Source organism: Streptococcus sp. 2021WUSS109 (assembly GCF_044427305.1).
GTDB lineage: Bacteria > Bacillota > Bacilli > Lactobacillales > Streptococcaceae > Streptococcus > Streptococcus suis.
Genome location: NZ_JAOTGF010000019.1, coordinates 30876 through 43046, shown reverse-complemented (window position 1 = coordinate 43046; position 12171 = coordinate 30876). Strand labels below are relative to the sequence as shown.

Here is a 12171-nt window from a genome sequence, read left to right as displayed (position 1 = left end):
TGGTGCTTTAGCACCTGCTCGGGAAAGTGGTGCGCGAGGAAGCTATTTCAGTGGGCCTTTGGCCCTGGCCGGAACAAGCGGCTTATAGCCGCAGAACAAACCACCAGTTCGACTGGTGGTTTTGATTATTCTCAAAAAACGCTTGCATTTCATAAATTATTGTTTTATAATAATTTCGAAGAAAATATTATCATAAAACAATAATAATCGGAGGTTTGCAATGAAAACAAATCTACTCAAAACAGCAGGATTATTAGCTGGCTGTGTTCGCTATTTCTTCTATTTGTTGATTGCAGGCTATATTTTCTTCAGCCTGGTTGGTTTCAGAGGCGACTCATTTGTGATAGGCTCTTGGGAATACACCTTTAACAAACCCATTGACCAGATTGGTATCTGGCTCATCCTTTTAACAAGTGGATTGATCTTAATCGTCTTGACGGCACTCAGCCACATTGCCTACTTGATTCAAAAGCTATGTAAGATATTTCTGGAAGAAGATTATTTCGCTTCAGCGAGTCTGAAACTGTATCAGAAACTCTTCATCAGTTTGCTCGTCCTAACTGCTGGGCAATTTTGCCTAACCAGCTTGATTGCCCTGACAAATGCTGCTGGACCAAACAACTTCCTCAATCTGCGTTGGTCAGATTTTATCCTCAATGCTCTCTTTATCTTCCTGACTTATTTTGTCTGGACCTTAGTACAAAAGGGGCAACAACTTGAAACCGAGAACAGCGAGTTTATCTGATATGGAAATGATTCGCGTAAACTTAGACAAGGTCCTCAAAGACCGACAGATGACTTCCAAGGACCTGGCCGAGCAAGTCGGCATTACCGAGGCCAACCTGTCTATTCTCAAAACAGGCAAGGCCAAAGGCATTCGTTTTAATACCCTGATGAGCATCTGCCGAATCCTAGACTGCCAACCAGGAGATATTTTGGAATATGTGAGTGAGGGGTAGATACATAAAAAGAGATGAAGCAAAAAGGCTTTAATATAAAAAAACAGCTTAGAACCGCGCCATTCGAGACGTTAATTCTAAGCTATTTTTGATTGTTAAAATTTTAATCAAAAGACTAATCCAACCTCTTTTTAATAAGTCGCTAAGTGTTTTTCTAGTTGTAATTGACCAAATGCATAAAGGGTACAGATAACCCAATAAATAAGGGCAACACAGATGTAAACTGTCATGTAGTCCGACTTGGCTCCGCCGACTATTTTTGCCTTATTGAAAATCTCTGGTACAGTAATCATAGCTGTCAGAGAGGTACTTTTGACCATGTCTAAGAGGATGTTGCTAAGGGGTGGAAGGGCAATGCGAAAGGCTTGGGGAATGATGATTTTTTGGTAAATCACATTGGTCCGCAAACCCAGGGAACGCGCCGCTTCCCATTGCCCCTTATCAATGGCTGAAAGAGATGCACGAATAATTTCAGAAATGTAGGCACTGGACATGGAGGTAAAGGCGATGATAGAGGCTGTTATGGCATCTAACTGCAAGCCCATAAAGGGCAGACCAAAATAGATGAAGAAAAGAAGAACCATGAGGGGAATGCCACGCATGAGAGAAATATGGGCTATAGCCAACCAACGCAAGGGTCCAAACTTAGACATCCGCATGAGGGCTACAAAAAATCCACAGAAAGTCCCCAAGGCAAAACCAATTAGGGATAGGGATAGAGTGTAGGGAAGTCCCTCCAAAATCTGTGGAATAGCCTCTCTTGCAATATCTGCATTAAAAACTGCCTGCCAGTTAATATCCATATCTTCTCCTCTTTCCTAAAAACCAGATAGACCTTGCCAGTCTGGGACTGACAAAGTCTATACAAGATGCATTTATCGTCATTTAGTTTTTCTTTTATTACTTCGCTAACTCACCTTGCCTGATTGAAACAGTCTGGGGGACTGTTTCAAGTCAATGCCAAGAAACAAGAAAGCATTGAGATATGCCTGCGGCAGTTGATGCGAACTTTGTTCGCTTTATTTGCAACCTCCAACTATCTCCCAGATAGTTGGAGCGAGTACTAAAAGTAAACTAAAAGACTATAATTTGTTACTAATTCTTATTCAACTTCGATAACCGGCAATTTATCAGCATTTTCAACAGGGATTGTCAAATCTTGTCCTGCATAGTATTTCTCAGAAATTGCCTTCAAAGTTCCGTCAGCTTTCATTGCTTCAAGAGCCTCGTCAATTTTTTCTTTCAAGCTTGTGTCAGCCTTGCTCATGACAATGCCTTGTTCAGTTGGATTGTATTTTGCATCACCCATTTTTACCTTGATGTCTGGGAAGTTAGCATTTGCCCATTTGATGGCCATGACTTGTGTGTAGTAGTCGTTTGGAATGAAGTCTGTACGACCTGTTGATACATCACGCAAATAGACATCGTTGGTTACGTTGTCATAGATAACTGGCTCTGCACCTTGCTTTTCAGCAATTTTCATATACTGAGTACCTGCGCCACCACCAGCTTTTTTACCAGTCCAGTCACTCAAGTCAGCTGCTTCGATTCCTGATGAACCATTTTCACGAACGATGTAGCCGCCAACTGAATATTTGTAAGGGATAGAGAAGTTATACTTTTCCTTACGTGCTTCCGTCATGTCAAAGTTGTTAACAGAAATATCGACTTTTCCACTGTCCACAGCTGTAAAGGCTTCTGCCACACCGATTTCTTGGTATTCGATTTCCAATTTCAAACGTTTACCAATTTCATTGATCATGTCAATTTCATAACCGACCAATTCTTTAGCATCGTTGTAGTAAGAAGTTGGGAAAAGGGTCCCTGGTGTTGCAACCTTCAAGACACCTGCTTCTTGTACTTTTTCCCATTGAGTCTGTTCAGCAGAAGAACTGCTAGTATTAGAACTTGAGCTAGAACATGCTGCCAAGGTCAAAGTAGAAACCAAGAGAGCTGAGGCCAAAACTTTTTTCAACATAAAACAATCTCCTTTGGAAGCAATAGCTTCCTTTTTACTTTTTCGGTGTTAACCCACCAACTTTTACAGGTTAACATTTTGAAAACGTTTTGGCAAATAATTGAACTGAAAAATGAATTCCCTTACAAGTTGAGTAAACCTGCTGCCTCCATTTGGTCTGCCAACTGCAAGAGTAAATCCTCTCGTCCCTTGGCTGCTGTCAATTGGATGCCGATTGGTAAGCCATCAGCCCGCACATAAGTTGGCAGAGAAATGGCTGGCTGACCACAAATATTGGCCTGCTGCGTAAAGGGGGTTAGGGCTAGGCTGTCCTCAAACATTTGCCAGATCAGATCCTGCTGCTCTTCCATGGAATAGTTCTGGGTGTGCTTGAGGCGGTCCAGCAAATCTGCTGGCAGGTCAAATTGCCCATGCTTGGGCGCTACATCAGCCACTGTCGGTGTCAGGAGCAAGTCGTAATCCTCATGGAAACGCGCCATGCTGGCTCCAAACTGGTCCCAGTCCAAGAGGGCCTTGGAGTGCAATTTGGCTGGAATGGTTTGCCCGCTTTGGTAAATAGCCCAGGACATGACTTCCATGTCTTCCAAGGTTATCTGGCGCCCAAAAGCTGCTTCGATGTCGTCAAACATCTGGGCTGTGTCCACGCTGTTCATCAGGTAGAAGGACTTCATCAGGGCCACTCCATCCAGAGGATATTCTGACAACTCCACCAGCTCATGCCCTAAGGCAGCCAAGTGATGACAGGCTTTTTGAACCGCTTCTACCGCTTCAGGACTGACCTTGCTCCCTACTGGCGACTTGCTATAGTAGGCGATTTTAAGGGGGCGAGACAATTTTCCAAACACCTCCTCTTCGCTCAGCTTGGCAAGGGGAAAGGGGGCTTCCAGCTGATAGTCCTGGAAATGGTAGAGCAGACGCTGGGTATCACGGACAGACTTGGTCAGGGCAAAATTGACAGACGCCCCCTGCCAGCCACGATAAGACTTAGGTCCAACTGGAATCCGACCACGACTGGTTTTGAGCCCGATCAAGCCATTGAAAGAGGCTGGGATACGAATAGACCCACCACCATCTGATGCCGCAGCAATAGAAACCATGCCTGAAGCCAGTGCTGCGGCTGCTCCGCCACTTGATCCACCAGCATTGCGACTGGGGTCCAAGGGAAGATTGACAGGACCATGCAGGCTGGCATCTGAGATATTTTTGAAGCCGAATTCTGGCGTGTTGGTCCGACCGACAATGATGAAGCCCAAGTCCTTCAATCGTTGAACATAGGTATCGGTATGGCCTGCTGGCCGACCAGCAAGCAGGCGAGAGCCTGCAGAAGATGGCTGCCCCTTTTCATTTTGCCCCAGATCCTTCAGCAAGAAAGGAACTCCTGCAAATGGCTTGCCCAGGTAGTCTTCTTTCTCCGCTTCTTTCAAGGCTTCTTCATATTGCTTGCTGACAACCGCATTGAGGGCGGGATTGAGCTTTTCAATCCTGTCAATGGATTCTTGCACCAACTTCTTGACAGAAACCTGTTTTTGATTGACAGCCTGAGCCATGGCTGTCGCATCTTTCCATTCCATAGGGACCTCTATTTCTATCTTATCCTTCGCTCAGCATCAGGCCAACTAACTCTTCCGCACTAATCTTACCAAAATAATGTGCCATGTCCAAATCCGCCAAGGCTGCTTGGAGGTCTTCTTCGAGCAAGCGTGTGCCGATTAGCTTGTTTTCGACTTTGTCAATATTGCCCTTGGCAAAGAAATCTCCGTAAATACGGCATTTGGCAATGCGGCCTTTTTCGACTTCGAGGTGAATATCCACAGTTCCCCCAGCAAAACGACCATCACGGTGGTAGCTATACTGTGGCGAATTGCCGTAGTTCCATTCCCAGTTCTTGTACTTGTCTGCCACCAACTTGTCAATGGCTGCCCAGTCTTCCTCAGTCAAGATATAGCGTTTTGCCTGGTCGATGGACTCAATATCCAATAACTTGCATGTGATGAGGTTCTTAAATTCCTCTGTTGTGACAGACTGGTATTCTTCTGCCAAGTAAGGACGGATGGTACCCACACGGCTTTTGACAGACTTTATGCCTTTTGATTCAATCTTTTTCTTGTTGGGATTGAGGACCTTGGACATAGCTTCTTCGTCAATGTCCAAAAGGAGAGAGTAACCACCATAGACACGGTTGTTGCTGATGGTCATGGCTGCACCTGACACCTTTTTCCCTTCAATCACCAGGTCATTACGGCCTGTTTGCTCTACCTCAACAGCTCCTAGCTCATGCAGGGCCTTGATGGCAGGCTGGTAAGCACGTTTGAAATCTCCGAAAATGCCGTTATCTTGAATCAAGTAGCAGACATTGACAGAACCCTTGTCCACATAGATGGCACCGCCACCCGTATCTCGACGAACTAAGAGAATATTGTTCTCTTTGAGATAGTCTTCATTGATTTCAACCAAGGCATTTTGGAACTTGCCGATTTCTACCTTGGGGTCACAATAGTAAGGGAAGAGAATGTCGTCATCCAAGAAGACATTTTGTTGAACATAGACCTGCATAGCTAGAGCAACTGCTCCATCGCTGACATATTGACCGTTGCGGATTGGTTCGATTAGGTACATGGGGTATCTCCTTTAAAATAAATCCTATGGGTTTCTTTTAATAATTGGGCACTGTCTTCTGCCAGAGTCAAACTCCGTTCCCTGATAGGCAAGGGCAGGCGGTAGTGTTTTTGATTGAGACAGACATAGAGGGCCTGAGGATTTTGCTGGACCCGTGTCTGGAAAGGGGTCTTGATAAACTGAGGCGTGGTAAAGCCAATCCCGATTTCCAGATAGAGGACCTTACCTGTTTGATGGTCTTCTAAAAAGGTATCGTAGCGGGCTTTTTGGGCAAAGAAATCCGGCGATTCGACCATTCCCTTTTCAGCATTGCGTTTGTTAATCTCGAAAGGAGCATCACAGACTGGACAACGCGGAATCAGGTCATAGGGAATCTTCATATCCTCCTGCTCTGCTATCATCCGACGAATGAGGGCATCATCTCGATAGGTCTGGTCATGGCAATGGCGACTGCATTGCCAAAGCCCATATTCCCCTTGAATGTGGAAAATCTTATCTTTATCATAGTTGGCCACCCAAAAGGCATTGTCTGCATTGGTGGTAATGATATGGTAGGGCTTGGTTTCTAAAATCTCCCGCAAATGGATATAGGAAGCACCGACAGGCTGGTCTAGGTAATTGAGAGCGACAAAGCGACTCTGAAAGGCCCAGTATTCCTCCGTGCTTTCAAAGTCAAAGAGGCTGGCCTGCAACATATCCAAAAAGCCGTACTTGGAGATGAAATCTGGAAAGGCAACTTCGAAACGAGGACCGATGTAGGTAAAGCCATCCGCCGCAGACATGCCTGCTCCAATGCCCACCACCACCGCATCAGCTTCAGCCAGCAAGCCAGCAAGCAGCTCCGCCCGAGTTTTTTCTTCTTGTTTAAGCGTCTGCCACATGGACATCCTCCTTTTCTCCTAATAAGGCTGTATAGTAGCCCTGGTCTTCCACCGTATAGGTCGAAAAAATGACCTTTAGGGGATAAGCTGTTTCCGCCAGCCACTTGCAGACAGTACGAACTGCCACTTCTGCCGCCTGGTCCTTAGGATAGCCAAATTCCCCTGTTGATAGAGCTGGAAAGGCCATTGCTTTAAGACCACGCGCCTTGGCCTCCTCTAAACAGGACAGGTAGCACCGCTCCAAGAGTCCCCTCCGAATAGCCGAAACTGGCTTGCCTTCTGAGATAAAGGGCCCCACCGTATGAAACACCAAACCAGCTGGCAGGTGAAAACCAGGTGTCACCATGACCTTGCCAACTGCTGCTGGAAGACCTTGTTCTTCCATTTTCTTGGCACAAAACTGGCGTAACTCCAAACCAGCAAAGGTATGGAGGGCATTGTCCAAACAGGCGTGGTTAGGGATAAAACAGCCCAGCATCTGACTATTGGCAGCGTTGACCACTGCATCAACCTGCAAATGACACAAATCTCCTGGATAGAGAAAAATCTGAGGGTTGCTCGTCGGCTGACAGACTGACACATCCTGCATATTTTCCTCATGATAGGCGGCTAGAAAGGCCTCCTCCGCTGCCAGATAATCCGCCCCAATCGGTCCCGCCGGTCGTTGATTGACCAAACCTCTCCAAATCGGAAAAGCCTCTTCAAGACTAGCCAATTCAAGCTCCGCCGACTGCGAATCATTCTTCTCAGCCTGCAAGATAGCAATCATAGACCTCAGCAAGTCCAGCATCTCTTCCTTAAGCATCTTCAAGCGCTAAAAAGGCTTCTTCAGACACATCGGTCAAGCGAATCAACCAGTTTTCTTCTGGTTTTTCCGAATTGAGCAGGGTTGGTTGTTCCAGAGCAGCCGTATTGCGCTCTACCACCCGACCTGCAATAGGGGTCAGGATTGCCATAACCGTTTTTGAGGCTTCTAGATTGAGAATCTCATCATTAACCTCCAAGACTTCCTTGTCGGAAAAAATAACAAAACCAAGTGTCCCAACATCATCCTGTAACTCTGCTGTCATACGAATAGTGTAAATAGCATCTTCTTTTTCTACCCAGAGGTAGTTGGCAATTTTTTTCATAGTGTCTCACTTTCTACAATTTGTGTTAGTAATTCGATGGCTTTCAAGCGGTTATCAATCCCTGAAACCAAGGGTATAAAGAGGAGTTCATCTGGCTGACAAGCTGCAACCAGTCTTTCAAGTTGCTCCTTGACTTCTGCTGGATTGCCGATAATCATCCGACTGCGGTGCTGGGCAATTCTTTCCCTATCCTGCTCCGTCAGATCATAGACCTGATAGGTGGCTAGGCTTGGAAAATGGGTAAACTCATTAAAATCTTGCTTGCCCAACATCCAAATATCTAGCGATTTTGCTAAGTCTTCTGCTTCCTGACTGGTTTCCGCAATCACGACAAAGAGGGCCAGGGCAAAATGCGGTTGCGCCATGACGTCTGACGGCTGAAAGTCCCTGCGGTAATCCTGAGCCAATTTTCCAGCTGTTTCCACAGGATCATGGGGAATGTAAGGGAAGCTACCAAAGACATAGCCCAAGCCCTCCTTAGCAGACAAGGCCATGGACTGCCCACCCATCCCCAAGGTGAAGATTTCTGGGTAGCTTGCCAGCTTGGGCGACAGACTAATGGATTCATCTTTTCCTGTCAGATAACCTGTGAACTGCTGGACCCATTGGTCAAATTGACTGGGTTGAAACTGGCTACGCATGTGCTCTTTAACCAGAGCCGTGCCAGTAGAATTTCCCAAGCCGATGTCCACCCGACCTGGAAAAAGAGTTTCCAAACTGGCTGCCAGCTCTGCTATTTTATAAGGCGAATAATGCAAGCCCATGATGCCGCCCGAACCCAGATGGATCCGCTGAGTCTGACTGGCCAAGTAAGGAATCACGACCTCGGGACTGCCGATGGTCAGGGCATGGACATTGTGGTGCTCCGCCAACCAAAACCGATGGTAGCCCAAGCGATCCGCCGCATGCACCAGCGCCAAATTATCCTGCCAGGCCTCCTGATAGGTCCGACCCTCATCCAAAAGCCCATAGTCCAAGAGACTAATCTTCATACCTTTCCTCCTCGTAGTGTTTTTCTAAGCTACGGAAAACCTCCCGAGACTCCCTAGGCAACGACTCCCCATAGTCCATCAAGGGAACAATATCCTTGAAAGAAGCCTGGGGAATAGCCAGCTTGGACAGATCTTCTGGCTTGATCCGCAGTTGGATGTCTTCTGGCTTGCCGGCCGCGATCTTGTGGACAAACTCAGGATCGGTGATAAAAGGTGTTGACAGACCAACCATATCCGAATGCTCCAAGGCCTCAATAGCCTTCTCCGCCGAATTGATACCCCCTGTCGCCATAACCACCAGCCTATCCTTTAAGGCATCGTGAACCACCTGATTGACCAAGCGCCCCTGATGACGCCCAGCTCCTCGAACCTGATTGCGAAAGACATCATGCCCCCATGAAGCGATGGCTAGATAGTCAATCCCTGCAACCTCCAAAGCCATGTCCATGAACTGTAAAAATTCCTCGATAGAATAGCCGATACTGGCTCCTCTTGTTTCTTCAGGCGTTGCCCGAAATCCAAGGATAAAGTCAGCTGGCGCCAACTGGTCAATCACTTCCTGAACCTTCCGCAAGACTTCTAAACCAAAACGGGAACGATTTTCCAAGTTTTGACAGCCATAGCGATCCTGACGCTGATTGGAAAAAGTCGAAAAGAAGGTCTGAATCAGCAAACGCTGGGCAGAAGAAATCTCTACTCCTGCAAAACCCGCCTCAATAGCTCGCCGCGTCGCCTGCCCATAGGCCTCAACTAGCTCTTCCAGCTCTGCTATGGTCAACTCCTTGACCTCATGGGGAAAGGGAGCATGGAGTTTCATGGGACTGGGACCATAGACCAGCTTGTCCCGCTGAAGGGTGTGGCTGGAAAAACGACCAGCATGGGTCAGCTGCAAGATTGCCTTTGCCCCCTTGGACTGCATAACCTGGGCCAGTTTTCGCAAACCATCAACATCCTCATCCTTGGCCACACTAAAGCCAAACTCGAACAATTGCCCCTTGGGGTCCACATAGGCCGCCCCTGTGATTTGCAGTGGAGCCGCATCCGCCCGCCGCTCCGCATAGTCCAAATCATCCTGGGTCACCAAGCCATCCGCTGTGGAGGAGTTGGTCACCATGGGCGACAGGACAAAACGATTGGCTAGGACGGATTGGTGCAATGGCAGAGCTTCAAATAATGCTTGATAGGTTTCCATATTTCCTCCTAGATACCATATTTTTCCATAGACTGCTTGATGGTCTTTCCCAAGGTCATAAAATCAGCCATGTTGTCCGACGAGGGATAAAAGGTGGTCAGAAAAGCTCCATTTTCAATCAAGACACGCTCAATTCGTGTTTTCATATCCTCCACCGTCACATCCTGACCAACCAAGTCTGACAGATTGGCCATCGAATCCGGATCCACCTGTGGAAATCGGTTCGATACTTCTTGCGGGGCAAAACTTGCTGCATAAAAATCAGCCACCGCTTGCCCTCGTTTGACTTGATTGCCTGACACACTGATATAGGCAGAAATGGCAATAGCCTCTTGGTAAATCCGCTGAGCCAATCCAGCAAACTTCCGACCAGAGATACTGAGGTCGTAGGTCCCAGGACAGTAGGAAGTTGCCACCTCACCACTGACCACTTCGAAGGGAAAATCCGAAAGCGCCTGAGCAATCAAATCCACCATAACCTGATAAGACTCCCGCAAATCGACTTTATGACCAGAAGGATTAGGCAAAATCAGAGTGACATTTAATATCCCTTCATCCGCAACGACTGCCAAACCGCCCAAACTCCGAATGATAGGACTGTAGCCCGCCTGACCAATACTGGCTAAGCCCTTGTCCAACTGGGCAACCTGACTGTCCATCATCCCCAGAATAACCGTTTGGTCCATGGGCCAAAAATGTAAAATCCCTGTATTGGACTGACGATTGACCTCGCGCAAAAAGACCTCGGTCCACACCAATGGCCCCTGTTTCAATCCTGTCAAACCAGACCGATCTTCGTATTTTTTTATGGCTACATTCTCAACCCAAGATTTCATCCGTAAGCGTTCTCTTTCCTTTATTAAACTTATTTTATCACAAACTATTTGTATGGGAGAGTGAAAATGCTTCTGCGTTTTTTCTGAAAAAGAAAGGAGACTGGAGTTTCCAGTCTCATCTTAGAATTATAAATCTTCAAAGGCATCTTTTACCTTGTCAAAAAATCCTTTTTTATGGGGTTTGACATCAATATTTCCTGCTGCCGCGAATTCTTTAAGAGCTGCTTTTTGGCGGTCATTCAAACCTGTCGGAGTGACGATATTTACTGTGACATATTGATCACCAATAGCTCCACCACGAACACTTGGGGCACCTTTTCCTTTGAGTCGGAAGGTCTTACCAGTCTGGGTTCCTTCAGGAATGACCATATCTACATCACCGTGAACCGTTGGCACATGAACTGTATCTCCAAGTGCTGCTTGGACAAAGTTGAGGTTCAGTTTATAGTGAATAGTAGTCCCTTCACGTTCAAACTTGTCTGAAGGTTGGACCTGAATGACAACGTAGAGATCTCCGTATGGACCTCCATTGAAACCTGCTTCACCTTGACCTGCCAAGCGAATACGTTGACCAGTTTCCACACCAGCTGGCACCTTAACCGTCACAGTATGGGCTTGTTTTTCATGACCAGTTCCATGACAGGTTGTACATGGGTCTTTGATTTGTTTTCCGCGACCATGACAGACATCACAGGTCATTTGACGGCGCATGGTTCCAAGTGGAGTTTGGGTGTCCACATTGATCACTCCAGAACCATGACAACGCCCACAGGTTACTGGACTTGTTCCAGGTTTGGCACCTGAACCTGTACAGGTTCGACAAGTTGCCTCACGGTTATAGGAAACTTCACGTTCCACACCAAAAATCGCTTCCTCAAATTTCAAGTTGACCGCATACTGCAAGTCATCCCCTTGACGAGGTGCATTAGGATTGCGCGTCGCTCCGCCGCCACCAAAGAAGCTAGAGAAAATGTCTTCAAAGCCACCGAAACCTGCTCCGTCGAAACCACCAAAGCCACCTGCTCCTCCGCCGAAGCCTCCATTGGCACCCGCAGGACCATACTGGTCATAGGCAGACCGTTTTTGCGGATCGCTCAAGGTCTCATAAGCCTCCTGGACCTCCTTGTATTTATCCTCCGCACCCGGATCCTTGTTAATATCTGGATGGTATTTCTTCGAAAGCTTCCGATAAGCCTTCTTAATCTCGTCCTGAGAAGCGCTCTTAGAAACGCCTAGACGATCGTAATATTCTGTATTGTTCATAGTTTATGATACAAAAGGCGTTAAGAAAACCGTATGAAAATAGGAAACTGATGCAGTGTGTAAAACACACTAGGAGGTTTATCTTTTTCACTAGGTTTTTAGCCTGTGTTCGAATTACCGAACTTGTATTCCTTTCTTTGAAATGTTGAAAGTAGCCCGTGTTCGATTACGAACACTTTCCTTTCTATGAAGATATTAAGCCGTTAAGCGACTCAAAGAAAAATAGGAAACTATCCGACGATGCCTCGCATCTAGGCAAAGTTTATCTTTTTTCATAGAGTCGTAGGCGTATTCAATTCTGTAAAAGTTAGAAGGGTATTTACC

Annotated in this window: 14 protein-coding genes; 3 read left to right on the top strand and 11 right to left on the bottom strand. The window is 46.7% G+C overall.

Annotated features, from left to right (window positions below; translation table 11 throughout):
* From ODU37_RS08125 to ODU37_RS08115, 3 genes are all read left to right on the top strand, one after another.
* On the top strand, positions 1-204 hold a 204-nt coding region (locus ODU37_RS08125), incomplete at its 5' end, for a hypothetical protein (protein ID WP_398580462.1).
* 16 nt (positions 205-220) lie between these two features.
* Entirely contained in the window at positions 221-745 is a 525-nt protein-coding gene (locus tag ODU37_RS08120) for a hypothetical protein (RefSeq protein WP_105105555.1), read from the top strand.
* A 1-nt stretch (position 746) separates the two neighbouring features.
* The gene (locus ODU37_RS08115; RefSeq protein WP_024414391.1) at positions 747-959 is read left to right on the top strand and encodes a helix-turn-helix transcriptional regulator; all 213 of its coding nucleotides are present in this window, start codon (positions 747-749) and stop codon (positions 957-959) included.
* A gap of 131 nt (positions 960-1090) precedes the next feature.
* On the opposite strand, the gene ODU37_RS08110 is transcribed toward ODU37_RS08115, so the two are convergent.
* The 11 genes from ODU37_RS08110 to dnaJ all read right to left on the bottom strand — a co-directional run bounded on the left by ODU37_RS08110 (position 1091) and on the right by dnaJ (position 11847).
* Positions 1091-1762: an amino acid ABC transporter permease gene (locus tag ODU37_RS08110; RefSeq protein ID WP_249562495.1), complete on the bottom strand. Its 672-nt coding sequence runs from the start codon at positions 1760-1762 to the stop codon at positions 1091-1093.
* A 299-nt stretch (positions 1763-2061) separates the two neighbouring features.
* Positions 2062-2937 (bottom strand): transporter substrate-binding domain-containing protein, encoded by an 876-nt coding sequence (locus tag ODU37_RS08105; RefSeq protein WP_105159249.1) that lies wholly within the window; start codon positions 2935-2937, stop codon positions 2062-2064.
* A 122-nt stretch (positions 2938-3059) separates the two neighbouring features.
* Positions 3060-4508: an amidase gene (locus tag ODU37_RS08100; RefSeq protein WP_105159250.1), complete on the bottom strand. Its 1449-nt coding sequence runs from the start codon at positions 4506-4508 to the stop codon at positions 3060-3062.
* Between the two features lie 19 nt (positions 4509-4527).
* Positions 4528-5553 (bottom strand): lipoate--protein ligase, encoded by a 1026-nt coding sequence (locus tag ODU37_RS08095; RefSeq protein ID WP_044758296.1) that lies wholly within the window; start codon positions 5551-5553, stop codon positions 4528-4530.
* Complete coding sequence (locus ODU37_RS08090) at positions 5544-6440, bottom strand: NAD-dependent deacetylase (protein WP_249562494.1); 897 nt, start codon at positions 6438-6440, stop codon at positions 5544-5546. The genes ODU37_RS08095 and ODU37_RS08090 overlap by 10 nt, the downstream gene beginning before the upstream one ends.
* Positions 6418-7239, bottom strand: a complete 822-nt coding sequence (locus ODU37_RS08085) for a protein-ADP-ribose hydrolase (RefSeq protein WP_105242986.1) — start codon at positions 7237-7239, stop codon at positions 6418-6420. Before ODU37_RS08085 ends, ODU37_RS08090 begins: the two co-directional genes overlap by 23 nt.
* The gene (locus tag ODU37_RS08080) at positions 7232-7564 is read right to left on the bottom strand and encodes a glycine cleavage system protein H (protein WP_023369315.1); all 333 of its coding nucleotides are present in this window, start codon (positions 7562-7564) and stop codon (positions 7232-7234) included. Before ODU37_RS08080 ends, ODU37_RS08085 begins: the two co-directional genes overlap by 8 nt.
* Positions 7561-8556, bottom strand: coding sequence for an MsnO8 family LLM class oxidoreductase (locus ODU37_RS08075; protein WP_249562493.1), 996 nt, complete (start codon positions 8554-8556; stop codon positions 7561-7563). The genes ODU37_RS08080 and ODU37_RS08075 overlap by 4 nt, the downstream gene beginning before the upstream one ends.
* Positions 8546-9748: an NADH-dependent flavin oxidoreductase gene (locus tag ODU37_RS08070; protein WP_105159252.1), complete on the bottom strand. Its 1203-nt coding sequence runs from the start codon at positions 9746-9748 to the stop codon at positions 8546-8548. Before ODU37_RS08070 ends, ODU37_RS08075 begins: the two co-directional genes overlap by 11 nt.
* Before the next feature lie 8 nt (positions 9749-9756).
* The gene (locus tag ODU37_RS08065; RefSeq protein ID WP_249562492.1) at positions 9757-10584 is read right to left on the bottom strand and encodes a lipoate--protein ligase family protein; all 828 of its coding nucleotides are present in this window, start codon (positions 10582-10584) and stop codon (positions 9757-9759) included.
* 126 nt (positions 10585-10710) lie between these two features.
* The gene (gene dnaJ / locus ODU37_RS08060) at positions 10711-11847 is read right to left on the bottom strand and encodes a molecular chaperone DnaJ (protein WP_024400330.1); all 1137 of its coding nucleotides are present in this window, start codon (positions 11845-11847) and stop codon (positions 10711-10713) included.
* Positions 11848-12171 lie beyond the last annotated feature (324 nt).